26 protein-coding genes are annotated in these 24414 nt (G+C 36.7%); 13 read left to right on the top strand and 13 right to left on the bottom strand.

Annotation, left to right across the window (positions count from 1 at the left end; all coding sequences use genetic code 11):
* Positions 1-8: 8 nt before the first annotated feature.
* Entirely contained in the window at positions 9-320 is a 312-nt protein-coding gene (locus tag BM143_RS10040; protein WP_139222019.1) for a hypothetical protein, read from the top strand.
* A gap of 330 nt (positions 321-650) precedes the next feature.
* On the opposite strand, the gene BM143_RS24240 is transcribed toward BM143_RS10040, so the two are convergent.
* Positions 651-776, bottom strand: coding sequence for a hypothetical protein (locus tag BM143_RS24240; RefSeq protein WP_262484249.1), 126 nt, complete (start codon positions 774-776; stop codon positions 651-653).
* Between the two features lie 120 nt (positions 777-896).
* Here BM143_RS24240 and BM143_RS10035 point away from each other — a divergent pair, with 120 nt between their 5' ends.
* The 5 genes from BM143_RS10035 to BM143_RS10015 all read left to right on the top strand — a co-directional run bounded on the left by BM143_RS10035 (position 897) and on the right by BM143_RS10015 (position 4276).
* Entirely contained in the window at positions 897-1529 is a 633-nt protein-coding gene (locus BM143_RS10035) for an NAD(P)H-dependent oxidoreductase (RefSeq protein ID WP_090024343.1), read from the top strand.
* Positions 1530-1562: 33 nt separating this feature from the next.
* Positions 1563-1997 (top strand): MarR family winged helix-turn-helix transcriptional regulator, encoded by a 435-nt coding sequence (locus BM143_RS10030; protein ID WP_090024469.1) that lies wholly within the window; start codon positions 1563-1565, stop codon positions 1995-1997.
* Complete coding sequence (locus BM143_RS10025; protein ID WP_090024342.1) at positions 1998-2420, top strand: organic hydroperoxide resistance protein; 423 nt, start codon at positions 1998-2000, stop codon at positions 2418-2420.
* A gap of 233 nt (positions 2421-2653) precedes the next feature.
* The gene (locus BM143_RS10020; protein WP_090024341.1) at positions 2654-3382 is read left to right on the top strand and encodes a hypothetical protein; all 729 of its coding nucleotides are present in this window, start codon (positions 2654-2656) and stop codon (positions 3380-3382) included.
* A 171-nt stretch (positions 3383-3553) separates the two neighbouring features.
* Positions 3554-4276, top strand: a complete 723-nt coding sequence (locus tag BM143_RS10015; RefSeq protein ID WP_090024340.1) for an NERD domain-containing protein — start codon at positions 3554-3556, stop codon at positions 4274-4276.
* Between the two features lie 15 nt (positions 4277-4291).
* On the opposite strand, the gene BM143_RS10010 is transcribed toward BM143_RS10015, so the two are convergent.
* The 9 genes from BM143_RS10010 to BM143_RS09970 all read right to left on the bottom strand — a co-directional run bounded on the left by BM143_RS10010 (position 4292) and on the right by BM143_RS09970 (position 14005).
* On the bottom strand, positions 4292-4921 hold the full coding sequence (locus BM143_RS10010) for a peptide deformylase (RefSeq protein WP_090024339.1): 630 nt from the start codon (positions 4919-4921) through the stop codon (positions 4292-4294).
* A gap of 170 nt (positions 4922-5091) precedes the next feature.
* Positions 5092-5964, bottom strand: coding sequence for a ChaN family lipoprotein (locus BM143_RS10005; RefSeq protein WP_090024338.1), 873 nt, complete (start codon positions 5962-5964; stop codon positions 5092-5094).
* A gap of 423 nt (positions 5965-6387) precedes the next feature.
* On the bottom strand, positions 6388-7416 hold the full coding sequence (locus tag BM143_RS10000; RefSeq protein ID WP_034726367.1) for a hemin-degrading factor: 1029 nt from the start codon (positions 7414-7416) through the stop codon (positions 6388-6390).
* A 4-nt stretch (positions 7417-7420) separates the two neighbouring features.
* A complete protein-coding gene (locus BM143_RS09995) occupies positions 7421-8071 on the bottom strand; it encodes a class I SAM-dependent methyltransferase (protein ID WP_090024337.1) in 651 nt (216 codons plus the stop codon).
* A 2-nt stretch (positions 8072-8073) separates the two neighbouring features.
* On the bottom strand, positions 8074-8844 hold the full coding sequence (locus BM143_RS09990) for a heme ABC transporter ATP-binding protein (RefSeq protein WP_090024336.1): 771 nt from the start codon (positions 8842-8844) through the stop codon (positions 8074-8076).
* Positions 8844-9884, bottom strand: a complete 1041-nt coding sequence (locus BM143_RS09985; RefSeq protein ID WP_090024335.1) for a FecCD family ABC transporter permease — start codon at positions 9882-9884, stop codon at positions 8844-8846. The genes BM143_RS09990 and BM143_RS09985 overlap by 1 nt, the downstream gene beginning before the upstream one ends.
* Positions 9868-10746, bottom strand: a complete 879-nt coding sequence (locus tag BM143_RS09980; RefSeq protein WP_090024468.1) for a heme/hemin ABC transporter substrate-binding protein — start codon at positions 10744-10746, stop codon at positions 9868-9870. The genes BM143_RS09985 and BM143_RS09980 overlap by 17 nt, the downstream gene beginning before the upstream one ends.
* Before the next feature lie 22 nt (positions 10747-10768).
* Positions 10769-11875: an HmuY family protein gene (locus tag BM143_RS09975; protein WP_167375269.1), complete on the bottom strand. Its 1107-nt coding sequence runs from the start codon at positions 11873-11875 to the stop codon at positions 10769-10771.
* Positions 11876-11890: 15 nt separating this feature from the next.
* Positions 11891-14005, bottom strand: a complete 2115-nt coding sequence (locus BM143_RS09970) for a TonB-dependent receptor plug domain-containing protein (protein WP_090024333.1) — start codon at positions 14003-14005, stop codon at positions 11891-11893.
* Between the two features lie 500 nt (positions 14006-14505).
* Between BM143_RS09970 and BM143_RS09960 the strand changes: the two genes are divergently transcribed.
* Entirely contained in the window at positions 14506-15324 is an 819-nt protein-coding gene (locus BM143_RS09960) for a T9SS-dependent choice-of-anchor J family protein (RefSeq protein WP_090024331.1), read from the top strand.
* Positions 15325-15524: 200 nt separating this feature from the next.
* On the top strand, positions 15525-16823 hold the full coding sequence (locus tag BM143_RS09955; protein ID WP_090024330.1) for a T9SS type A sorting domain-containing protein: 1299 nt from the start codon (positions 15525-15527) through the stop codon (positions 16821-16823).
* Positions 16824-17050: 227 nt separating this feature from the next.
* Here the strand turns inward: BM143_RS09955 and BM143_RS09950 are convergent, their stop codons facing one another.
* The 3 genes from BM143_RS09950 to BM143_RS09940 form a co-directional block, all read right to left on the bottom strand.
* A complete protein-coding gene (locus tag BM143_RS09950; RefSeq protein WP_090024329.1) occupies positions 17051-17341 on the bottom strand; it encodes a putative quinol monooxygenase in 291 nt (96 codons plus the stop codon).
* A gap of 88 nt (positions 17342-17429) precedes the next feature.
* Positions 17430-18317: a sulfite exporter TauE/SafE family protein gene (locus tag BM143_RS09945; protein WP_090024467.1), complete on the bottom strand. Its 888-nt coding sequence runs from the start codon at positions 18315-18317 to the stop codon at positions 17430-17432.
* A 202-nt stretch (positions 18318-18519) separates the two neighbouring features.
* Positions 18520-18927, bottom strand: coding sequence for an RrF2 family transcriptional regulator (locus BM143_RS09940; protein ID WP_034726378.1), 408 nt, complete (start codon positions 18925-18927; stop codon positions 18520-18522).
* A gap of 132 nt (positions 18928-19059) precedes the next feature.
* Between BM143_RS09940 and BM143_RS09935 the strand changes: the two genes are divergently transcribed.
* The 5 genes from BM143_RS09935 to BM143_RS09910 all read left to right on the top strand — a co-directional run bounded on the left by BM143_RS09935 (position 19060) and on the right by BM143_RS09910 (position 24406).
* The gene (locus tag BM143_RS09935) at positions 19060-19488 is read left to right on the top strand and encodes a DUF4268 domain-containing protein (RefSeq protein ID WP_090024328.1); all 429 of its coding nucleotides are present in this window, start codon (positions 19060-19062) and stop codon (positions 19486-19488) included.
* A 113-nt stretch (positions 19489-19601) separates the two neighbouring features.
* Entirely contained in the window at positions 19602-20444 is an 843-nt protein-coding gene (locus BM143_RS09930; RefSeq protein WP_090024327.1) for a hypothetical protein, read from the top strand.
* A gap of 423 nt (positions 20445-20867) precedes the next feature.
* On the top strand, positions 20868-21506 hold the full coding sequence (locus BM143_RS09920) for a hypothetical protein (protein ID WP_090024325.1): 639 nt from the start codon (positions 20868-20870) through the stop codon (positions 21504-21506).
* Positions 21507-21655: 149 nt separating this feature from the next.
* On the top strand, positions 21656-22474 hold the full coding sequence (locus BM143_RS09915; protein ID WP_090024324.1) for a DUF2314 domain-containing protein: 819 nt from the start codon (positions 21656-21658) through the stop codon (positions 22472-22474).
* 312 nt (positions 22475-22786) lie between these two features.
* The gene (locus BM143_RS09910; protein WP_090024323.1) at positions 22787-24406 is read left to right on the top strand and encodes a T9SS type A sorting domain-containing protein; all 1620 of its coding nucleotides are present in this window, start codon (positions 22787-22789) and stop codon (positions 24404-24406) included.
* Positions 24407-24414: the final 8 nt, after the last annotated feature.

The following is a 24414-nucleotide window of genomic DNA, read 5'->3' as shown; positions in this document are numbered from 1 at the left end:
TTTTTTCTATGAAACCCTGGACTTATATACTATTATTACTATTTATGATCACATCCTGTTCCGGAAGCTCAAGTTCACAGAACCTGACCTGGTATAATAACTCTGTCATCACTGATGTCACTGAAGATCCGGAAAAACCGGAGGAATTCACCCGTGTATCCATTGGAATAAGTCCGCAGATCTTTTACCTGTCTAAAAAAGCGGAAGATTATAAAACCCTTCTCGAAAAAACCAGCCAGAGTAAAAAAAGAGGAAAAGCATATAATATAGGTATAGAAAATAACACCAATATTATCAAACAGGTGAATGAAATTCCCTAACACGGATTTTCTCTCCTTCCAATCGAAATACTGCACTTAAAGCAGGCCGATGAAAAAAACCAACCACATCCTTCAAAATCCCCCATCACAGAGAATGATGGGGATTTTTATTGTTTTAACGTGAGTTCGGAATAAAACATTTGTTTTAGATATCTGATTTTAGGTTGAGGCTAAGATTTAGAAATGCCAATGGTGAATTTTGCTTCGCAAGTGAAAGGTGAATGATAGATTCAAGAACCAAGATGTCAGACATTAGACTAAGGTTGAGGCAAAGGTTTAGACTGAGATTGTGCATTTTACTTACAACAAACAAGCAACCCCGAACGTTTTTTAACCAGCAACTTGATAACCCTCTTTCAAACTCATCTGCTCTAAAACCCTCACACCCTCAAACTCTAAACCCCTCAAACTCCCCAACCTGAAATTCCTATTTTCGGTTTCTTCTAAAATTGCCATAAATTAAATCTATTAAAATTAAATTGCACACAACTTAATTGATCGTACATTTGCTAAAGAAATTCATCACCGGATTTTTCGGGATGATTAAATAAAGAAGTATAATTTAAAATAATAGAAATGTCATTAATACAAGACCTACAATGGAGACACGCAGTAAAAGCGTATGATCCGTCAAAAAAAGTATCACAGGAAGATCTTAATACTATTTTAGAAGCTGCGAGATTGGCGCCTACTTCATCCGGACTTCAGCCTTTCCGTATCATTGTAGTGGAAAATCAGGAATTAAAGGAAAAAATGGTAGCCGGAGCTCTAAACCCTGAAGTGATGAGAGATTCTTCTCACGTTTTGGTGTTTGCCGCATGGGACAGCTACTCCAATGAAAAAATTGATAAAGTGTATGACCATCATACCGATGTAAGAGAACTGCCACAGGGACGTTTTGGAAGTTATACGGATATGCTTAAACAAATGTATGGCAATCAGACTTCTGCGGAACATTTTGCCCATACATCCCGTCAGACTTATATTGCTTTAGGTTTTGCTTTGGCTCAGGCTGCGGAATTAAAAATCGACAGTACGCCAGCAGAAGGATTCAGCAATGAAGTGGTGGATGAAATTCTCGGATTAAAAGAATTAGGATTAAAAAGTGTCAGCCTTCTGTATCTTGGGTACAGAGACGAAGAAAAAGACTGGCTTTCAACGATGAAAAAAGTAAGAGTTCCTATGGAGGAATTTATCATCGAAAAGTAATATATTCACAACAAACCTTTCATGCTCAACCTTATGGAAAATTCAAAATCGTTACAACTAGGCAACCAGATCTGCTTTCCGCTTTATGTGATTGCGAAAGAGATTACGGGACTTTACCGCCCGTTTCTTGATGAGATCGACATTACGTATCCGCAGTATCTCGTTTTGATGGTATTATGGGAAAATGACGGTCTTACAGTCAGCCATATTGGTGACAAACTTTTTCTGGACAGTGGAACTTTAACGCCTCTTTTAAAAAGACTGGAGAGTAAGGGAATCATTGACAGAAAAAGAAAAAAAGAGGATGAAAGAGTGGTTGAAGTTTTCCTGACTGAAGCTGGGAAAAAGCTACAGCAAAAGGCATGTGAAATTCCCGGAAAAATACAGAATAAGATCGGAGTAGAAACAGAAGATCTTATTCATCTTAAGGAAACTATCCAAAAAATATTAAACAAAATAGAAAAATAAATGAAAACGTTATATACAACACAGGTAACAGCCCAAGGCGGAAGAAATGGCCATGTAAAAAGTGAAAACGGAGTTTTGGATCTTGAAGTAAGAATGCCTAAAGCTTTAGGTGGCAGTAATGATGATTTTGCCAATCCTGAAATGCTTTTTGCAGCCGGATATTCGGCTTGTTTTGACAGTGCACTTAACAGAGTAATCAGTTTAGCGAAAACCAAAACAGGAGAAACAACGGTAACCGCTCAGATCAGCATCGGACAGATTGAAAACGGTGGTTTCGGTCTGGCAGCAGAATTAGATGTGAATATTCCCGGAGTTTCTATCGAAGAAGCACAGGCTTTAACAGAAAAAGCACACCAGATTTGCCCGTATTCCAATGCGACGAGAGGTAATATGGAGGTGAAAATTGTGGTTACGAATAACTAGATTTAATTCCTTTCATAAAATCAAATCTGTTTCCTTTCGAAACAGATTTTTTTGTTAAATAGCTTTTATTTTTATATACCTGATATTTTAAAGATTGTTTTCGGGTTAAAATTATTAATTTTATAAAAGTCTTAAGTTGATTGAAGAGGGAAAGAATGGGAAAAAATATGAGTATAATGAAAATAATGTTTGTAATTTGAAACTAAAAATAGACTATAAAAAAAGATATTTTAATGAAACCAGCCACTTTACTTCTAATTGCATTCTCAATATTGATTTCATGTCATAAAGAAAACAAATCTGGCTTTGATTCTCCGGAAGAAAGTATAAAATCAGTATTGGACAATTTTCCGATGATTGATAAAAAATTAGAAAAAGTAACAAAGATTGATCTGGATTCCTTATCTATAACGCTTTATAAAAATCCAGAAAAAAAAGATTACGACGAAGTTTTAGTTTTTGAAAAGAACAAAAGATTTTATTCAATTCCATTCTTTTCAAATATGTATCTTGATTATTGGGATTTCATCAACGAAAAGCAACCTCTCCTTTATCCGAAAACCAATACAACTTTTGAAAAGCAGATGAAGATTTTAGTTAGAGAGTTAAATTTAAAACCGGCAGACTTTACAATCTTCACAAAAGCAATGATGAGCAATATTTTAAATACTGAAACCAATCTCTATTTAAAACCAAAAATTTTCGAAAATTATGTTTATTCAACCTATAGAGTGGATAAATACAAAACGGAAGATTCCGATTCCTGTATTAATAGAACTCAATCAGTTTTCAAGCATATTCTTAAAGATTCTGAAAAAACAATGCAATACAATCAATACTTTTTAGATTCTGAAAATGGAAGGGTATATGAACTTATCAATGACTCCAGAAAAAGAGGTGAACTAAAATTTAAAATCAAAACATATAGAATTGATTGTTTTTCATACATATTAAATATTTAAGACCTCTACCTTGACGATGCACTTAACAGAATCATCAATTTATTTAGAACCCTTTGACGGAAAGGACATCAGAAGTGAAACTTTCTATTACGAGTAACCAAGCTTAATTTTTTTAATTAAAATAAAATCTGTTTCTTATGTAAGCAGATTTTTAACTAGTATACAAACAGCATGGACAGTAGTTTTTTAATCATTTTTATCTTAGTCATCCTGTACTTAATCATTAGATATTATACTCCAAAAATAAAGGGATATATTGGCGAACGCAGGGTTTCTGAAATTCTCAAAAGATTAAACAGTAAAGAATATATTGTCCTGAATAATATAGAATTAAAGATTAAAGGTTCCATTTCACAAATAGATCACATTATTGTTTCAGATTATGGAATATTTGTTATTGAAACCAAGAATTATAAAGGCTGGATTTTAGGCTATGAAAAAGACAGGTATTGGTTTCAGGTTATTTATAAGTACAGACGTAAGTTTTACAATCCTATTTTACAAAATCAGGGTCATATTTATGCTTTAAAACACGTCCTGAAAAACTATCCTTATTTGCGATATTACTCAATAATTACATTTACAAAAAGGGCGACCCTCAAGACCAAAACATATACTGATGTTGTGTATACCAATAAGTTAATCAAAACCATAAAAAAATATGACTCTGCTTATATATATGAACGGAGCAAGAACGAAATTGTCGCAACAATTCTCACTGCAAGGAAAAACATTCGTACTGAAGATAAAAAAATAATAGCCACCTCTACTATCAACCGAAATATTTCATGCCCAGATTGTGGGGGAAACCTTATTAAAAGAAATGGTCAATATGGATCTTTCTGGGGCTGTAGTAATTTCCCGAAATGTACATATACAAGAAACAATAGGTAAGGCTTCTACCAGATATTATCTTGTCGTAGAATCGCTTTTCTTAAAAGCATCCACTTTCTTATAAGAATCGTTCTTCTCTTTTTCTTTTTTATCTGAAATCAGGATTCCGAAAAGATGGTCTATTTCATGCTGGAAAATGACTGCGGTAAAGCCTTCCACGATCTCTGAGTATTTCTGTCCTTTCAAATCCACATATTCCAGCTGAATCACTTTGCTTCTGTAAAACTGATCCCTGAATTCGGGAATGGATAAATCTCCTTCCGGGCCGAGATTCTGTAATTCTGATCTCCACACAATCACCGGATTGATGAAGTATTCCATTGGATTTCCTTCTTTGTCAAAACGCTGTACCCAGATCACTTTTCTGTTGATCCCGACTTGTGGTGCCGCAATGCCTACTCCACCGTCTGTTGAGAGAAGAGATTCTTTCATTCTTTTCACTAAAACAGCGGTATTGGGCTCCAACGCGTTGATTTCTGAGGAAAGATTTAATAAGGTTTTATGCTGATCGGCATCTGTGGTCTGATAAATTGGCATAGCCGTATTGATGTCTCCTTTATTAATGATAGAAATCTCACCGGGTGTCAATTTTTGTGCGTTGATAAAACCGATAAAGAGGATGAGCAGAAAAGGTATTTTTTTCATTTTTACTATTTGTGATACAAAGATAGATAATGTCCTTCAAACAGGTAACTGGAATGGAGGTTTTATATAAACTGGCCACTAGTTTTGGAGGCTTCGTGAACTACGTTCGTAAACCTTTTCCATCCTATCTTTCAACAAAAAAACGGACCACAGCCCGTTTCTATTGAATTTTAAAATGTTTTCGTCATATCTGCCGGAATGATCAGATTGAAATCTGTCGGGCTATATTCTTTCGCAGGAATTTTCAATTCGGGATCTTCAGATTCAAAAACAGAGATCACTGCCATTTTAAGATTCGGGTTCTTCTGCTTGATGTACCAGTAGATTCCACCGAATTCCTTGCTGTGATAATTTCCGTTGTAATGAATAAACGTTTTTCCGGTCTGCATACTTTTCAGGATAGATTCAGCCATGGTAGCATCTTTCGTAGCCTGTGCCGAGATGAAATTCATGACTTTCGTGCCTTCCGCATGGTCTCCCATCATTGCTTTCATTTCCTGATACCCGGGAGTATCCAGCGTCACTTTAATCGGAAGCTGAGCGATATAAGCTTTCTCTTTGTCACTTAATTTACTCAGGGATTCCAGGCCTTCTTTTGCAGTCTGAGACGCATATCTTCTTGGAATATTGGTCGCGATAAAGTTCAGTTTTTTGGTTTTAGCAAAATCAACCAGCGGCTTGTAATCTGTCGCGTAATTGTTCCATAGACGGGCGGAATCTTTTAATGTTTTAGCATCAAATTTTCCTTCCAGATATTGATTCAACTGCGTTTGATTATCTCTTTCGAACATTTCTGCCCCCAGGATGATCTGTCCGTTTTTCTTTTGGAATAAACCTTCCGTCACCTTCAGCTGAAGCCAGTGGTTGATAGAACTGTTATGATTTTCACCAAAGAAAACCACATCATATTCAGCCAGTTCTTTAACCAGTTTTTCAGTCTTTACTTCTTTTCCTTTCTTGTCATAAAACTGATAGGCTTTGATATCCTGCCCGCTTAATGAGCAAAAACCTGCCAGCAAAACGGCTATGAAAATATTCTTCATTTTTATATTATTTAAACACAAATTATACAAATTTTTACGCTGATTTTAATTGATTTAAACACAAATTACACAAATGTTGCTGCACAAATAACACAAATTTGTTCGCTGATTTTTAACCACAAAAGTCACAAAAGACTTTTAACACTTAAGTTATTTCTAAAGTTAAATACTTTACGAACAAGAAGTACACTTAAGTTCCATGAAAGTCTTTGATTTTCAGCTTATGTGCTCTTGTTGTTTTCCGGATACTAGAGCTTTAAAACTAAAGTGCTCTAAAGTGTTCAAATAAAAAACTTTTGTGACTTTTGTGGCTAAAAAAAAATTGCAGTTTATTTATTCTCCCACAAATCCAGCGATCTGCTTTAAAACAAAAGGCCGTCTTGAATTAAAAAACAAAACGGCCCATTCAAAATCATCTAATTATTATTTCTCTAATTCTGCTACAAGATCTTTCCATTCCTGAAGTTCAGGGATTCCGGGCTTTCTCTTTCCGAAGAACTGAACGATAAAGTCTCCTTCCTTGTTGAATACTTCGATAGCCGTTACTTCTCCGTCTTCAGTAGGTTTCTTCACGATCCATGCTTCTGCAATTTTCGTCACATCAAGGTGTAAGTTGAAATCCGGATCCATCACATTGAACCACTGCTGGTGCCAAAGTGTTTTCTTTACATTTCCGGTGTGAATCTGGATAATTCCTCTGTTTCCAACGAATACCATGATCGGAATATTCTTTTCTGAAGCATCTTCAAGAACATTCACCACTTTAGCATTATCGATTTTTTTAGCAAATCCTTCCGGAGCCAGTCTTAAAGCCTGAGTTCTGCTTACCCCGAATTTTCTTGTCATCATAAAGAAATCGTGGGTATCTTTTAATTCTGTCCATGCTTTTTTGAATCCTTCAGCATCAATTTCAGCATCTGCTTTTTCAGGCGCTTTTGGAGCCACTGCTTCCACAGCGAATGCCTGGTTCTGATCTTCTGCCTTGAACTGTTCTACAATGGCATCGAAAGCTGCTTCCTCACTGTTTTTTGTAAGGTAGATTTTATGAAGGGCAAGACCGTCTTTTCCAAAAAACTGAAGGCTTTTTTTATCTCCTTCCACTACTGCAAATGCAGATTTCCAGTGGTTAAGGAATATTCTAAGGTCAATATCTTCTCCTACGAAAAGCTGTGCATGAGGACTGCTGAAATCACCGTTCTGGTAGATTCCTTTTCTTTCGTGCACACATTCGTCGTTGCGGGTAAGGGCCATTACTTTTCCAAGCTTCTCTGCTTCGGTAAGGATGGCAGGGAAATCAGCATTCAGGACCGTAACGCCTTCTCCTATGCTTGTTACCAATAATTCAGCTTCGCTTACGCCTAACTGTGCCGCAGCGTTTCTTATTCTTATATGTGGATTTTCTGCTTTCAGAGCTTCCCATTTTTCCTTTAAATCATTAACTAACGTGCTCATTATTTTATTTTTTTATGGTTAAAACTGTATAAATTCTGTGGATGGTTTCGTTTCCGGATTTGCTTTGAATATCTTCCTCTTTTTCAGAAATTTTCATTCTCTTGAAGTGGCTTTTGGAAACCAGCTCCTCCATTTCGCTGTTACTGTACATGGTGAAATTGTATTCCGTAAACGGCAATGTTTCCATGAATTTTCTCTGTCCGAAAGTAAGAACGAAAGTTCCGTCATTCTTTAAAACTCTGTAGATCTCATTGAGAAACTCAACCGGGTTTTCCCAGAAATAAACGGTATTGACGGTAAATATTTTATCAAAAATTTTATCTTCAAAGGGAAGCTTTTTTCCTTCATACAATACAAAATCGGCCTGGCTTTCAAAGTCTTTGTTCAGCTTTTTCGCTTCATTGTACATAGTTTCAGAAATATCTACTCCTGTGTATTTCAGATTTTGGGCTCTGCTTAAAATATTTTTCAGATGTCCGGCATTTCCGTGTCCTATTTCAAGGATGTGTTCATCATCTTCTATTAAAAGCGTTTTGATGCTTTCTAATGTCATGCTGATGTTGGTAGCGTTCATCATCTCGCCGATCTCAACTCCTTTTTCTCCCTGTGGATTGGCAAGGTTCTGAGCGAGGATTTTTAATTCATCTTTTTCCATGGTTATCCAAAAATGATCATTGGGTTATTAGTAATAGGGTGTTCGCAGATAGTACACGGGAAATTATAGGCATTACTGATATTTTCAGCTGTGAATACTTCCTGTGGCGTTCCGTATGCAGACACCTTTCCTGATTTCATTAATAAAATTTTGTCGGCAAACTGGGCTGCCAGATTCAGATCATGCAGTACAACGACAGCACTGTTGGCTTTTTGGGTGAATTTTTTAATAATTTCCAAAGCCTTATACTGATGTTTAATGTCTAAATTATTCAGCGGCTCATCCAGAAAGACCAATTTGTGGGCAATTTCATTTTCGAGCTGGGCCATAACTCTTGAAAGATGTACACGCTGCTTTTCGCCTCCGGACAGGGTATTGTACTCTCTGTCTTTAAGGTGAAAAATGTCGGTTTCGTACATCATATTATTCATGGCTTCAAGATCTTCTTTTCCGGGTTGGGCATCAAAATAGGGATACCTTCCCATCATGATCACATCTTTTACTTCAAGCGGAATATCATTGCTGTTGTGCTGGGAAAATTTAGCCTTGTGCTGAGACAGTTCTCTCACATTCCATTGGGTGATATCTTTATCTTTAAACAGTATTTTCTGTCTGGACTTGATCTCATTAGCCAAAACACTCAGCAAACTTGACTTTCCGGCTCCGTTCGGACCTACAATGGCAAGAAATTCACCGTATCCAAGAGCAACATCTATCCCGTCCAGAATATGGAAGTCTTTGTGTTTGTAACTGATCTGATGTGCCTTTATCATTACAGAGATTTTTTGAATTTAACTAAAATAGCAATAAAAATAGGACCTCCCATGAGTGCTGTAAGAATTCCGATCGGAAGTTCCGAAGGTTCTACAATACTTCTGCTGAACGTATCTGCCGTCAACAATAATATACTTCCGCATATGGCTGATAAAGGCAGGATAAATGTGTAATTCGATTTAAATAAAAGTCTTAGAATGTAAGGGACAATAAGTCCTACAAATCCTATGGTTCCTGAAAATGCCACACACGTTCCCACCATTAATGCTACAATAATAATGATCTGCTTTTTAAGCTTTTCCACATTGATTCCTAAATGCTGTGCATCTTTTTCCCCAAGCATCATGGCATTTAAAGCCTTTCCTTTGGGAAGCAGAATGATGTAAGAAATGACCAGAACAACTGCTAAAATAATATTCTTCGTCCAGGTTGCTGCTGCCAGACTTCCCAGGTTCCAGAACGTAAGGTCTCTGAGTTGCTCATCTTTTGAGATGTAGATCAAAAATCCGGTGATCGAAAACCCGATTGCGGTAATGGCTACTCCGGAAAGAAGCATCATCACTACATTGGTTTTTCCACCAGCTGTAGAAATCCTGTATACGAGCATCATGGATAAAAAGGAACCAATAAATGCTGCAATGCCTACTATTGAAAATTGTACGGCTTCAGGAAGATACTGTTTGAAATGTCCTCCTAAAACAATAGCAATTGCCGCCAGTAGTGTGGCTCCCGATGTAAGACCTATTAAGTCTCCTGTCGCCAGAGGGTTTTTGAAAAGCCCCTGCAGACCGGTTCCGGAAACAGCCAGCATGCTTCCTATTAAAATCGCCATAATGATCCTTGCTGCCCGCACATCCCAGATCACATATTTGTTGCTTAAAGATAAGCCCGGGTCTCCTTTTATATATTGCCATAAAACTTTGAAGGGCGATGTTCCTCCAAAGTCGTAGACTCCAGTATTAAGCGCCAGTACTGCTATGATAGCAAGCAGTACGGCACCTATTATTAGATAAAAGTATAGTTTACTTTGTGTTCTCAATTAAAAGTTTGTTTAATCCTAATGCTGCTTCTCCTAGTCTAGGCCCGAAACCTGAAACTAACCCTCCATCCATTGCGATGATCTTTTTGTTTTTACCTGCGTTGGTTTGTGCTACGCCCGGCATTTTAAGAGCTCCTTCGTTTCCTCCTGCCCCTTCAAGGCCTGTTGAGAAGAAGAATAAAACATCCGGATTAGCTTTTACTACGGCTTCCGGTGTCAAAGGTTTGAAATCTTCGAAATCGGTTACGGCATTCTGTCCGCCAGCAAGGCTGATCAGGGCATCCATTGGTGTTTTTGTTCCTGAAACCATCAGCATATTTCCTCTTGCGTAGATGAACAATACTTTAGGTTTTTTAGCGATAGGCTGGATTTGCTTTAAATCAGCATCGATTTTATCGTTTAATTTCTGATAATCTGTATTTCCAACAGCTTTTGCTACATCAGCAATCAGTTTTTTAGTTCCTTCTACGGTGTAATCCTGTTTGAAAACCTCAACTTTGATTCCTGAAGATTTGATCTTTGTCATCAGTTCAGGATTGATATCTTTTTCTGAAGCTAAAATTAAAGTAGGATTTACCGCCATGATCGGCTCAATCGTCATTGATCTTACGTGACCAAGGCCTTTAGCTGTAGCTTTTAATGTTTCAGGATAAGTACTTGTAACGTCTGTTCCAACGATTTCTTTTTCGTGGCCCAATGCACTTACAATCTCTGTAACGCCACCGCTTAAGGTAACTATTTTATTATTGCTTCTCGGAACCTCAGCAGAGGTTTCTGTTGTATTTTCTTTTTTTGCTCCTTCTTCTTTTTTGCATGAATACACTGCCATCAGAATAGAACCTGCAAGGATTATTTTTTTCATGATATACGATTTATTTGATTGATTATAAAGGGTCAAATTCAAAATTGGAAGCACCACGATTTCCATTTTTGTCTTTCATGGCATTGAATCTCAATTTAAAATAAAATCCTTCTGCATCTTTTAGGACAAAAAAGCGGTCTGAGTATACAAATGGTTGTGGTATATCCGGTGTTCCGGTAGTCGTTCTCCATTTATCTCCAAGAGCTCGCTGGTCATTAAAAATAAATTTAGACTGATCTACATCACTTAATTTGAATGCATTATAAGCCTGTTCAAGATTTCCTCCGGCATTTACCTGGTACACTCCAACGCCATCCAGCGTATTGGTGATAATAAAATCAGCATAGAAATAGCTTCCCGCACTGGTAGTCGGAGCTGAGAATACTTCGTTGGTAAACGTTGTAAATGCTAAATCCCATTTTTTCTTTTTAGGCTGTACCTTAGCGGGTGCTCCGGTCTTAAGATTGAAATAGGTAAAATTATACTCTGTATCTTTTGCGATAAGATATTCCTTATAAGTTGTCGCTTCTACATCAGCATAACGTATTTTGTATCCGTTCAGGGCACGTAGAATCTGCACTTTCTTCCAGCCTCTCGCAGCTCCTGATAAATTTACAGATCCGGCTCCAATATTGCTGGAAGGTGGAACATCCCTTCCCATGTTCACCAGATAAATCGGATTTTCTGCATCGTTTTCTTTAATGGCATCAATTCCTGTAGTTTGTGTCAAGAAATTTCCAATTGGATTATCAACATACTGCATATTGGAAGCATTGAATGTTCCCACCTGAGCCGTTGTTTTAAGTGCGGCAACATCTGATTCCTTTACCAGATTGATATCTGTGGCATTAGGAACTTTTGCAACCGTCATTGCTATAGACCCATTGATCACTACGCGAAATGCATCTCCTGTATAAAACCCAAGGTCCCAGTCTGTTCTTGTATTAGTGACAGCATTCTTGTAGTCACTTAAATCAATCCACACCTGGTTAGGTTCTGTAGGTCCTCCTACTGCAACATCTACTACTGATCCCGTAAGAGGAGCAACCGGCACCGGATCTTCATCTGCTGACAGACATGACTGCAGAGCGATGATGGACAGAAGAGATACTATTTTTAAATATTTCATAATGATAGCTTATTTTTAAAATTGATAAATTAATCTTGCAAAATAGCTTCTTCCGTAATATAAATTAATACGGTCTGCCCCTGCAATATGGCCAGCTCCTGCACTGGAAGTAGAATTCAGACTTGTAACGTCAAAGATATTTTTCACCCCCGCAGACACTTCAAGATGATCTTTCCAAAGTGGCTGACTTACGATAAAATCCATCATATGAAAACCGTCTGTTTTACCAAGTCTGAAACCTTCAATATCATTTTCCAATACATAGTTTCTTCCGGGACCTGTATATTTATAGTATAGAGAAAAGCCTGTCCCTATATTTTTCAGTTTATAATTTACGGATGCTCCTGCCTGTACAAGATATTGGAAATCTGTAGGAGAAGTATGTTCCAATTCATTTAATGATACAGAAGTACCATTCACCGAACCTCTTAAAGAAAATGCCAGCTGATCTTTTCTAAAATCTACGTTTGCAGATAAAAGCATGTTTCTGTAGGTATTGAGGTTCATATATTTATAGGTGGAAGGTCTTTTTATCATCACCATTTCTATTCTATCCTGTACATCCAGATAGAGTGCATTAACACTATAAGCTATTTTCCAGTCATTAGCGGCTGAAAAATTCTGATCCCAGAAAAGACCTGCAGAAAACCCTTTTTCAGGATTCAGATCAGGATTTCCCTGAACATCATGATTAATATTCACAAAGAAAGTAAACAGCTCATCGTAGGTAGGAAAACGGTTGGCCGTCCCGGCAACAGCTCTCAGGTTTGAATTTTCAGAAGTTTTCAGTCTCGCAGAAAGGGAGTAATTGAATTGATTATCAAACATATCACTTACTGAAAGTCTTGCCCCTGGTCTTAATGAGAATTTATCTGAGATATTCCATTCCGCTGAAAGGAAATTGGAATAGGTAAAGATTTTTCTTTTCACAGATTCACCAAAAAACTGGCCTGCAATAAGCGCTGCCTGGCCATTGGTATAGTCCAGCTCATAACCAAGCTGGAAATCAAAAGTTTTATTGTTCAGGAAATTACTGAACATCCCTCTTGAATATACGATATCTGTCTGATAATATGATCTTTTTTCATCTTTACTGGTAACAGATCTGTTAGGAATATCGTAGTTGTAATCAAAGTATTTTCTATCCTGGGTCTGATAAGAAAAGTCTCCCATATAGCGAATATCCCCTAAATTTGCCTGGATATTGAACTGATGAACCCATCTGTTGGTATTGTATTCTCTATCTCTGCTCTGATAGACAACGCCTCCCAGACCATCGTTAAGAGGAATCCTGTTGGTCTCAGGATTATAAAAATTAAATTTCTCGTTCAGATAAGAAAGTTTATAATAGAATGAAGTTTTGTTTTTGCTGTATCTTATCAATGCGGAAGCATCGTATTGATCCTTCGGATTCCATTCATAACCTCTTTTTATCTCCGGGTCTGTCCCAAAATATTTATATCCTTTACTCTCGCCTTCGTACCCCATGAATTGGTTATGATTGAAACTGATATTCGCAAACCAATTGTTGTCTATATTATAATCTACGTTAAAGTTCTGAATATGTCTTCCCTTTCCTTTCTTCTTAAGGTCGTAGTTATCTCTTACCGTTTCTTCCTGAAGAGATGCTTTTACAGCAACCTTTTTTGTGCTTGTTTTTCTGGTAATAATATTGATGACTCCGGCTACTGCCCCATTTCCATATTCTACACCCATACTTCCCTTTACAATCTCAATTCTTTCTACATTATTCAGGGAAAGTTTGGTAAGGTCAATATTGCTTCCAAGTCCTGTATCGCCTACTACCGGAATATTATCAATTAGTATTTTTACATAATTCCCGTCAAGCCCCATGATATTAGCGGTAGAATTTCCTGAGCGGGTGTCTGGTGTAATTTGTATGTTAAGACTTTGATTTAAAACATCCGCCACATTGGTTGCAGCCATATTTTTGATCTGCTGGGCATCAATTACGTCAACTTTATATATGGATTTATTAATCGACTGCTGTGTATATTGTCCTGTAATGACAACTTCCTCTATTTTATTTTTATTAAGAGAATCTTTTTGTTGTGCGTTCATCCAAAAGGCAATGGATAATGATAGAACGGAAAGCACTTTCTTCTTCATAGAGTAAAATTTTGGCAAATATAACGCTTTATTTAGAATAGTTAAAAATAATGGAAAATATTATTTCTTTTTTTGCCTTTTCACAACAAACAACATTCTAGAGAAGCGCTTGTGTAAATATTTTTAATCAAAAATTGATATTTATCATAATTTTTTTCGTTCAAATTAAAATAAACTGCAAAAAGAGAGTTATTTATTAGAAACAGATGAATCCGGGGCAGGCAATAGAAAATGAATGGATAGGAAGCCAGAATACGGAGACTGGAAGCTGATATTGGCTTTATAATTAGTGGCTGCCCTATTGTAAATGCATTTCTGACTTCAAATAACTTCCCTACTTTCCTTTCCGCTTCCATACCTGATTTATCTCTTTTTGTAATGAAAAAGCAATGATTTTGTATGGGATCAATAATAAAATTTAAACGTTAAATTTATGATTATTTAGAACAATTAAAAATTAATACTTATTTTTGTGGAATAATTCTAAATAAAGATACGTTATGAAATTAAAACTACTTTTAGGAACTTTAATGTTTACGGCTTTTACAGCGAATGCACAAGTAGCTACGCTTAATGAAAATTTCAACAACTTTACTACCGGAACCATTACATTTCCACAGGGTGGCTGGGCTGCGGTAGTTGCTCCTATAACAGGTGCATTTCCACCAGCACCGCCTAGAATGATTGTAGCTGCCCTTGAAAGTGATAATACTCAGAGATTTGTCCAGTCTTATGCAGGTAATAATGCAACAGCTTCTTCTTACCTTATTTCTCCTCAGATAGAGGCTCCTACAGGAAATAAAGTTTTAACATTCACAACGACGTTGGTATCTCCTTCTCCAGGTCCTGGAACCATTCAGATCGGGGTTTCTACAAGCCCTAGTGACATGACTACTTTCGTACCAGTAGGGAATCTTATTAATGTAACGACAATTGGAGTAACACAAAATATCACTGTTAATATTCCAGCTTCTACAGGTTCATATATCGTTTTTAAATTTACACCTTCAGCCACTCACGTAGCAATACAGGTTGATGATGTAGTATATAAAGCTTCTAGTTCTTTAGGAGTTAATGATACTGCTAAAGTAAATGAGAACTTCAAATTTGCAGTAAATTCAAGCAACACAGCTTTAGAATTTATCACGAGAACAGAACCTAAAAATATTGAAGTTTATTCTGCTTCAGGACAAAAAGTAGCTGAAGGAAAATTAAAAGCACAAAAATTTGACATCAGCGGATTGCATACAGGCGTTTACTATATGCTTGTTGAAACTGCAGAAGGTTCAGTAGTAAAATCTAAGTTCATCAAAAAATAAGGTTTATTAGACAGTATCCCTTTATAAAGCCGGTTGGAAGTTTTCCAGCCGGCTCTTTTTATCTTCAAAATCATGAATATTAATCGTAGAATTAAATAGAAACACGACAAATATCATGTTTTTATTTAGAATGATTAAAAATAATTATATACTTTTGTAGAATCATTCTAAATAAGAATAACATATAAATTTTACTTGTTATGACAACAAAATTACTTTTGACCTCTTTGTTTGCACTTTCAGTTCAACAAACAGTACTGGCACAGACGGATGCTAATGGATACACGACAGTTAATCTGTCTATGGGGAGCAGTTACCAGAACCGTGTTTTTTTCGATTTTAGTGCCAATAATATAGTATCACAGCCCGCTAATTCATGGGATGTAGCTTTTTACAGAGCTTCTGCAACTAATTTTGGAACAAGAATTAATGACGCTTATGATATCAAAGTGTATCAGGCGTCTGCTAACCCTTCTGACTGGAATACGATCACTAGCAATAGCGTAGCTTCTTACGGAGCCCCACTTTTTAATGTTGACAATACGAACTTCCTGCAGGAAGGTGCTTTTGAACAAGGATCGGCAACCTATGGATGGGGAGAATATAACCCTTTAAACCATCATGTAGAAGGAAAAGTAATCTTCATTATGCAGTACGCTTCAGGAGCATCTGTTAAATTTATGATTGAAGATTATTTTTCAGGTTACACTTTTAAATATGCAAAATGGAATGCAGCTACCTCTTCATGGGATGCTACACAAACAAAAACAGTTGCCAACGGAAGTGATGATGCTTATTTCAACTACTTCTCATTTGCTACCGGTGAAAAGGTTTCCAACCTTGAGCCTTCAAGAGCCAACTGGGATATGATGTTTACAAGATATTACACAGATTACCCTTATACAGACCCACAGGGAAACCCACAAACCATGAAATACAGAATGTCCGGGGTTATCCAGAATTCAAATATCACAGTAGCCAAAGTAAGACCTGAGACTCAGGAAACAGCGACATCTACTATTCCTGCATCCAATGCATTCTCCAGTAATATTACAACTATCGGTCATTCATGGAAGCCTACTTCGGGAGTATATTCTGATGCGGTATATTACGTAAAACAGGGGTCAGACTATTACAGAATGTATTTCATTTCCAATGAAGGGACTCAAACCGGAAATATGTATTTCAAATACAAGAAAATTACATCCACTTTAGGGATTACAGAAGTAAGCAAAAAAGCTTCTTTCGGGATCTATCCAAACCCTACAACGGCTGACAAAAAAGTAACGGTTCTTTTTGACGTTAAAGAAAAAGCAAACAACAAAGGAAGCATAGAAGTCTATGACCTTACCGGGAAAAAAGTACATACTGCAGAACTGACCAATCAGGCTGGTTTCTACAAGCAGGATCTGAACTTATCTCACCTTACTGCCGGAAATTATATTGTAAAAATCACTTTCGGAGGCAGTACGGAAACGAAAAAACTTATCGTGAAATAAATAAACTCAAAATTTTAATACTTTCTATTTTTTCTAATCAAAAGGCGGTTTCAGAATCTGAGACCGCCTTTTATGTGGTATTTTATTTTTAATTGAAAGATTAAAAAATTGAAAGATTTAAAGATTAAGAGATCCTATGATTACTTAACCTGAATTTTTAAATGCTTCAATGCTTCAATTCTTCAATTTTTAAATCTTTAAATCTTTAAATCTTTAAATCTTAAAAATCAATAAATCTTAAACCCCTTATACACCTCCGCAGCGCTTTCCATCATTTTTGAAGCATCTTTACGGAAATTAAGAAGATGGTCCTGTCCAAGATGCCCGCTATGGTGCTCAACGCTTTCCCATAATTCGATCAGAAAGAAGGTTCCTTTGTTATCTTTATCTTCAATAAGGTCGTACTGAAGACATCCTTCCTCTTTTCTCGTCTCCTTTACGAGGTTTTGGAAGAGCTCTACAGCGTCCATCAGATAGTTTTCGTTAAACTTAAAAAGTGCTACTATATGTAAATTCATGTTCTAATATTTAGTGATGTAAAAGTAGAATATTTTCAAAACGAAAAATGTTTTTCAAGCATTTATTTTTCTACAAATAAGGTCTGATTTAATTAAAAACTGATTTATAAATAGTTATGGAACTCATCACAATCACAAGGATTCCAATGACTATGAACATTTTTTTCACCGGAAGCTTTGCTGTAAGCATGGCAGAAAAAGGAGCCGTGATAATTCCGCCGATCAGAAGTCCCAGGATAATATTCCAGTGCTGGATTCCGAGGGTAAAGAAAAAAGTGACAGCAGCCGTTATGGTCAGTATAAATTTAGCCACAGTAGAACTTCCCACTGCAAATCTTGGTGTGAATGCATTTTTAATCAGGGTTCCGGTCACCAATGGTCCCCAACCTCCCCCGGCAAAAGAATCTATGAAGCCACCAATGACACCCAGCCTTGTAAGGTTCGTCTTCCTTTTCATAGCCCGGTTCTGTTTCTTTTTAAAAGCGTTGGACAAAATCTGGATTCCCAGGTAAAGGGTGTAGAAAGCAATAACCGTTTTGGTGATTTTAGCATAATATTCTCCCAGATATGTAAGACTTACTGCTCCGATAATAGCCCCGATGACTGCCGGAATGGCCAGCTTTTTAACCAGACTTTTACTTACATTTTTGAGTTTGATATGGCTTAAACTTCCCGCAGCTGTCGTAAAACTTTCCGCTGAATGGATACTTGCACTCACAATATGAGGCGGAATATTGAGGAAAAGAAGTGTTGTTGTACAAATCACGCCATAGCCCATTCCCATAGATCCCGCTACAATTTCTGCTACAACTCCTACCAGAAGCATCCAGTAAAATACATAATTGTCTTTGGCTAAAATATTCAGCAGCTCATCCATATAGCCGAGTTCGTACATGGACAAAACGGAGATCAGCAGGACTGCGGCTGTAAAAAAGAATACATTGAGTCTTATCTGAATTTTTCTTGAAATTATCATATTACATATCATTACAGCTCCTGCTCTACCCTTTCAGTTTCACAAATCTGATTTTTTAGATTGATCTGTGGTCTCAGAAACTTTTAATACCTGCACCAGAGCAGTTTTTAGCGTGATTGGGTCATTTGGGCTACTGCAAATATCAAATAAAAATATTATCCTACCAAAAAAGTAGACTAATTATTCAAAAAAAAGGACCGGGTTAATCAACCAGATCCATTAAAGTTTTTTTCTCAAGAATATTCAGTGAGGCGTCCCGCACTTCAATAAGTACATCATGAAGCCCGCAGTGATCTTCATTGCAGTCTTCACATTTTTCATAGAAGTTTAAGCTGACACATGGAAGCATGGCTATAGGGCCGTTCACCAATCTGATAATCTTGGCCAGTTTCACATTTTCAGGGTTTTCTCTCAGGAAGTATCCTCCTCCCTTACCTTTTTTACTGTCAAGGATATCTGCCTTTTTTAATTCCAGCAGGATATTTTCTAAAAACTTTAAAGGGATCTTCTTACGTTCCGCAATTTCGGATATAAGGACCGGGCCATCATTCCTTTTTTCTACAAGGTACGAAAGCGCTTTAAAAGCATATTGGGATTTTTTTGAAAGCATTACAGCAAAAATAAGAAAATAGTTTGAATTATATAAATGGGAACGTGACGATTGAAAAAATGTATTTTCTCTTATTGATACATTAACTTTCATAACGTTGTTCTTTTCCCATTAAATTCTTATGTTTGTCACATGTTCAGTAAACAAGAAGCTCAACAGCTAAAAAAGGAATTTTGGACGGCTTTTGGAAAGTCTTTTCCCAGAAAATGGCTCCTCTATGATACGAAGATCAAGGATATGTCATTTAAATTTAATGCCGATAATAAAAAAGCGGAGGTCTCATTGGATATCGAAATGAAGGATGAGATCTTCCGGAATGCCTATTATGAGAAGATCTGGTCTTTGGAAGATATTTTGAAAGATTTTATCGGAGACTTTCAAAAGGAAGAATTTTTTACGCTTGAAAATGGAAAAGTCATCAGTAAAATCTGGGTTGAAAAACACGGAGTTTCTGTATTCAACAAAAATACCTGGCAGGAAATTTTCGAATTTTTCTGGGATAAAATGGATGGTTTTGAAAGGTTTTACTATGAATACGAGGACTTTATAAAAGATGTTTAATGTAAAAATCAATATCGAACAGCAATAAAATAAATCGAATTTTGTCTTTTTAATAAAAACTAATAAACTATAGATCTCAATGTCTGTTTCAATGTACATTTAATCATGAAATAATGCAGATTTTAGAAAAATATAAGCTTTTTTTTGTAGACCGTCCCTTCACTTTTCCCGGTGATAAGACGGTGAATATGAAAACAGCCATACACCGCGTGGACAATGATTTCCTGGGGTATTTTCTAAGCCGATTTAAAGATGACGACAGCATTGATGAAATAGTTTCAGAGATTGATTTCATTATTTCTGAAGGTTTCTATGATCCCGAGTACTGCATGGGAATCTATCTTGATTTTCCCACCATGAGATACACGGATATTTCTGTTCTTTTTGAGGATATTGATCCTGAGCAGACCCTCCTGCAGGAAATTCCTTTTTCAGATCTTAAGGAACTTCTTTTTTCATGGAAAGATTTTCTTCTTACTGCTCCATTTGACAAAGCGATTGTAGATAAACACTCTGAATTTCAGTACTATCTTAAAGAATATGAATCTGAAGAGGAAATAGTTTCAGCTTTGGTAAAAACATTTCATGAGGTGGATTTTTCTTTGATAAAAACTGAAAACATTGGTGGATACAGAAAAGAATTCAGTACAGCCTATAGTAAGGGAAAGAATGATGAGTTTTATCTTACCAGCCTTTATGACAACAATAATAGGATGATATATGAAAAGGAAGAAAATTACTTTAAAGGAGAGTCAGAGGTAATCATCAGAAAATATTATTTTGACGAACAACTTCAGTATAGTGTAGAGCTTTTATATGATGATCATGGTGCGTTTTCCGCCATCGAACATTGTAATGCAGAGACCCCCTATATTTACGCTTCACAGATAGATCTGATATACCCGGGTTTCTTATCAAAAAATCCTTATTATAAAAATTCAGATATTATTCCTTAATTCTCTGATTTTAAATATATTTGAACTCATAAAAAAAACACCCATGAAAACTGAGTACAGAAGTAAAAATTTTAAACTCGTGGACAGCATCCATGCTTATGGGAAAAAGTACAAATGGTATGTCATACAGACAACCAGAATAAAACCCTAATCCCTTTAACGGATCACAATTCCGTTAATGATACGTGTATCCTAACACTATCAACGAATTTCTACCACAACTGTAAATATCAATGGCTTTTGAACTTCAGGAATAATCATCCTGAAAAAATGCTGTATGAAACTGCATAAAATTTCAATGGCCAACTTAACCAAAGCAAGATAATTCCATCTAAAAGCTGCGGGATTTAAGGGTGTGTGAGATATTCCCAATTTTCCCTGACATAAACACAATGGTAACACAACGTACATTAAACGACTAACATGAAAAAAGTATACAAAAACATTTTTGGAGAAGTGATTTCAAAAGCCAAAGCTGAGAAATTAGACGACTATCATTTATATTATTACGAAAAAGATTCTGAAGTGCTGAAAGAAATCGAGTTTCTCACCGAAGATGAAATCTACAGCATCAATTATTTCATGAACCATGAGGAGGATGAAAAAGAGATCGTAAACTATCTGAAGGAAAAATCTGATCTTTTTGATATTGAAAAAAGAGAATCTGCCGGAGATTTCATCATTGCCACCAATAAAATGTATTCGCTGGCTGTAGATGAAAAGCCCTTGGTTTCAAAGACCGTTTTTTATCACCATGATCCTGAGAATTTCATCTGCTCTCAAATCCTTGATAATGAAACGCTTCAGCCCATACCGGAAAGAACAACGAAATGCTGGTATGCTGATGATGAAAACGGCGAAAAATATGCAGCTATCGAATTCAGCTATCAGGAAGACGGAAAACTGGAACTGGCTATTGATAAAACACCCAATCCTGACAACGATGAGGAATGGGAACATTATGAATATGCTACTTTTAAAAATCTGCAAAGCAAAATTGACGCAGATATAAGTTACTACAAAACCGCTGCTCTTCTTCCTAAAATGGCAGATAAAGAATAAAATACATTGAAATTTTACCGAAAAAATCAAACATTTGTTTATATTTTTTCGTACTTTAGTGAAATAAAATATGCCGGATTTAAGAGCGTTTCAGACACTTTTGAACCCGGCATCATTATCAACTATTAACTTATCAACCACCAATCACAATGGAAGAGAATTCGTTTGTATTTACTGATGGGAAAGATCCCAAAATGATCGAAGCGTATGAAAAAGCAAGAGAAACTTTTAAATATTTCTGGCGGGAGCAGTCCTGGGAAAACAGAAGGATTATACCGGGCCTTGACCTTGCCTGTGTGAAAGCTTCATTCAGTCAGGAAGATCCTGGAACCGGAGAAATTACTGTAGAACATATGTGGATCAATGAAATTGATTTTGACGGTGACACCGTAAGCGGTTTTCTGATCAATAATCCCAACGATCTGACCAATATACAGGCCGGAGATTATTTTGAAATCCCTCTGAATGAGATCAGCGACTGGTTATTTGCCATTACTCCGGCAGTAAAGAAACCTACAGGACTTTCCAAACTGTTTTCTTCAACTGAAAATCCTCTACCGAAAACTTACGGCGGATTTACGATTCATAAAATGCGTGCCGATATGCCGGAAGATGAAAGAATGGAACATGATGATGCCTGGCAGCTGGATTTCGGAGATTTCAACGAGATCCTTGTCGTCAATGAGCAGAAGGAAAAGCCGGAAAATCTGACAGAACATCCAATGAGCAGAAATATGGAAGGTGAATTTGTGAAATTTCTACAGGAATATCCTGATGAACTGACCCATGCGGATGATAATGGCCTTACGCTTCTGCACAAAGAAACGATTGCAGGAAATTTAACTTCTGTAAAAATCGCGTTAGAAGCCGGAGCTGACAAAAATGTAAAATCCAAAAACGGAAAAACAGCGCTGGACTATGCGCAACAGCTGAAATGGGAGCATATTATTCCGGTTTTACAGGGATAAAAGTATTGTAACTGAAAATAATATATCAAAAAAGAGAAACTCTGGTTTCTCTTTTTTTTGCTGTAAACTTTAATTTTATTAATTCTGTCAATACCATAATTCCCCGCATTTAATTCGGAACAATTAAAATACGACACCTTTTGTCGCAATGTCATGATACCTTTACCTCATCAAAACTAAAGGTGACGTAAAAAACACTAAGAGGTGATAAAACTCACATTAAATCTCATTAAAGAGACTTGTGAGTGTGTTAAAAAACGTTAAATTTGCCGCTTTATTTATAAAACTAATATTAACTTAAAACACAAATAGATGAAGAGATTCTACTCCAGTGCATTTACGCTGTGCACGCTTCTGGGGCTGTCTGCCCAGGAAGTATTGTGGCAGAAAGACATCAGATCTTCTACGCAGAATTTTCTAAGCCAGGTGACTACGACTATCGATCAGCAATATCTTATTTCGGGAAGCAGCATCCAAAGCAGTAAGCTTCAGGCTGAAGGCAGTAAGCAAAATAACGGTTACGATTTTCACTTAATTAAACTGAACCAACAAGGTGAGCAGGTTTGGGAGAAATATTTCTCAGGGCAAAACCATGATTATTTGTCAGCTTCTGTAACCACTCAGGAAGGAGGTTTTCTTCTGGCCGGAACTTCTTATTCCGGAAAAGGATTAGATAAAAAAGAAGATTCCAAAGGCGGATCTGATATCTGGATGATCAGAATCAATGAATTCGGAGATGAGCTTTGGCAAAAAACATTGGGAAGTTCTTCTGATGAGGAAGCTAGGTCAGTTATTCAAACAACAGACCTTGGATTTTTTGTAGCCGGAAACAGACAAAGTTCCCTTCGGGAGCCTCAGGGAACCAGCGGTTATGGATCAAAAGATGTTTGGATCTCAAGATTGGATAAAAATGGAAAAATACTTTCTGAAACTGTTCTGGGTGGAAAAGGCTTGGATGAAGTGGAGAAAATGATTCCTACGAGAGATGGAGGAGCCTTGTTGGGAATTTACTCGAGAAGTTCCGAGATCCGGATTTCGGGTTCCGCAGATAAGTCGTCTTCGGCAACCTCGTATCCCGTATTCCGAACTGCTAAGTCTACGGATAATTTCGGCGAGGGAGATTATTGGATCGTCAAACTCGACAAAACCGGAAAAGTAGAATGGGAAAAGAATTACGGAGGAAAAGGTGATGATCATATCAGAACATTGGCTTTAACATCTGCAGGATATGTAATCGGTGGAGAATCCAGATCTGAAAGGTCGGGAAATAAAACGGTAGGAATTGAGGAAGGAACAGACTTATGGTTGATTTCTTTAAATGAAAGAGGCGATGAGATCTGGCAGAAATCTTTCAATTTCAAGAACCGTGATATTTTAATGGGTATGAGCGTCCTTCATTCAGCAGATGATAAATCCTCAAAGGGAATTCTTTTAGGAGGCTATACTCAGGCAGAAGGAAAAATACAAACAGATGATGAAACGTTCTGGATGTTTTACCTGAACCAAGATGGCAATGAAGCGTGGAGAAAATATGTGAAAGGAGAATCCAGAAAGAAAGAGGAAAGACTTTCGGATATCAGATTAAACAGAGATGGCTCTATCATTTTGGCAGGAACCAGCGCGGAAGAGCTTGGAAAAGAGAACTGGAAGATTGTGAAGCTTGGTGACAGTCAGATCAATAAATTAATTGAAAAACAAGACATTAAAATTTATCCAAATCCTGTTTCAGACTATGCTTACGTAGAAATAGGCTTTGACTTTAAAGAAGCTGATATTATCCTGTATGATATGGGTGGAAGGCAGCTGCAGAGTTTGAAAACGAAAAATAAGATCACGAAGATCAATACCCAGAATTTGATTCAGGGGGCTTATCTGGTGACGATAAAAACGGATAATAATAAAACGGCAAGTGCAAAACTAATCAAGAAATAAAACACAAT

The sequence above is a fragment of the Chryseobacterium oleae genome (genome assembly GCF_900115055.1).
In the GTDB taxonomy this organism is placed as follows: Bacteria; Bacteroidota; Bacteroidia; order Flavobacteriales; family Weeksellaceae; genus Chryseobacterium; species Chryseobacterium oleae.
This window is presented reverse-complemented; position numbering and strand designations above follow the sequence as displayed.

Bases quoted from the DNA above. Each gene is read 5' to 3' on its own strand.
- BM143_RS09980 (WP_090024468.1), bottom strand. From the start codon at position 10,746: ATGAAAAAAATAATCCTTGCAGGTTCTATTCTGATGGCAGTGTATTCA.
- BM143_RS09990 (WP_090024336.1), bottom strand. From the start codon at position 8,844: ATGATAAAGGCACATCAGATCAGTTACAAACACAAAGACTTCCATATT.
- BM143_RS09950 (WP_090024329.1), bottom strand. From the start codon at position 17,341: ATGAATTTACATATAGTAGCACTTTTTAAGTTTAACGAAAACTATCTG.
- BM143_RS09935 (WP_090024328.1), top strand. From the start codon at position 19,060: ATGTTCAGTAAACAAGAAGCTCAACAGCTAAAAAAGGAATTTTGGACG.
- BM143_RS09920 (WP_090024325.1), top strand. From the start codon at position 20,868: ATGAAAAAAGTATACAAAAACATTTTTGGAGAAGTGATTTCAAAAGCC.
- BM143_RS10015 (WP_090024340.1), top strand. From the start codon at position 3,554: ATGGACAGTAGTTTTTTAATCATTTTTATCTTAGTCATCCTGTACTTA.
- BM143_RS10020 (WP_090024341.1), top strand. From the start codon at position 2,654: ATGAAACCAGCCACTTTACTTCTAATTGCATTCTCAATATTGATTTCA.
- BM143_RS10035 (WP_090024343.1), top strand. From the start codon at position 897: ATGTCATTAATACAAGACCTACAATGGAGACACGCAGTAAAAGCGTAT.
- BM143_RS09915 (WP_090024324.1), top strand. From the start codon at position 21,656: ATGGAAGAGAATTCGTTTGTATTTACTGATGGGAAAGATCCCAAAATG.
- BM143_RS09955 (WP_090024330.1), top strand. From the start codon at position 15,525: ATGACAACAAAATTACTTTTGACCTCTTTGTTTGCACTTTCAGTTCAA.
- BM143_RS09970 (WP_090024333.1), bottom strand. From the start codon at position 14,005: ATGAAGAAGAAAGTGCTTTCCGTTCTATCATTATCCATTGCCTTTTGG.
- BM143_RS24240 (WP_262484249.1), bottom strand. From the start codon at position 776: ATGGCAATTTTAGAAGAAACCGAAAATAGGAATTTCAGGTTGGGGAGT.
- BM143_RS09930 (WP_090024327.1), top strand. From the start codon at position 19,602: ATGCAGATTTTAGAAAAATATAAGCTTTTTTTTGTAGACCGTCCCTTC.
- BM143_RS09940 (WP_034726378.1), bottom strand. From the start codon at position 18,927: ATGCTTTCAAAAAAATCCCAATATGCTTTTAAAGCGCTTTCGTACCTT.
- BM143_RS09995 (WP_090024337.1), bottom strand. From the start codon at position 8,071: ATGGAAAAAGATGAATTAAAAATCCTCGCTCAGAACCTTGCCAATCCA.
- BM143_RS10040 (WP_139222019.1), top strand. From the start codon at position 9: ATGAAACCCTGGACTTATATACTATTATTACTATTTATGATCACATCC.
- BM143_RS09960 (WP_090024331.1), top strand. From the start codon at position 14,506: ATGAAATTAAAACTACTTTTAGGAACTTTAATGTTTACGGCTTTTACA.
- BM143_RS10000 (WP_034726367.1), bottom strand. From the start codon at position 7,416: ATGAGCACGTTAGTTAATGATTTAAAGGAAAAATGGGAAGCTCTGAAA.
- BM143_RS09945 (WP_090024467.1), bottom strand. From the start codon at position 18,317: ATGATAATTTCAAGAAAAATTCAGATAAGACTCAATGTATTCTTTTTT.
- BM143_RS09910 (WP_090024323.1), top strand. From the start codon at position 22,787: ATGAAGAGATTCTACTCCAGTGCATTTACGCTGTGCACGCTTCTGGGG.
- BM143_RS10030 (WP_090024469.1), top strand. From the start codon at position 1,563: ATGGAAAATTCAAAATCGTTACAACTAGGCAACCAGATCTGCTTTCCG.
- BM143_RS10025 (WP_090024342.1), top strand. From the start codon at position 1,998: ATGAAAACGTTATATACAACACAGGTAACAGCCCAAGGCGGAAGAAAT.
- BM143_RS09975 (WP_167375269.1), bottom strand. From the start codon at position 11,875: ATGAAATATTTAAAAATAGTATCTCTTCTGTCCATCATCGCTCTGCAG.
- BM143_RS10005 (WP_090024338.1), bottom strand. From the start codon at position 5,964: ATGAAGAATATTTTCATAGCCGTTTTGCTGGCAGGTTTTTGCTCATTA.
- BM143_RS10010 (WP_090024339.1), bottom strand. From the start codon at position 4,921: ATGAAAAAAATACCTTTTCTGCTCATCCTCTTTATCGGTTTTATCAAC.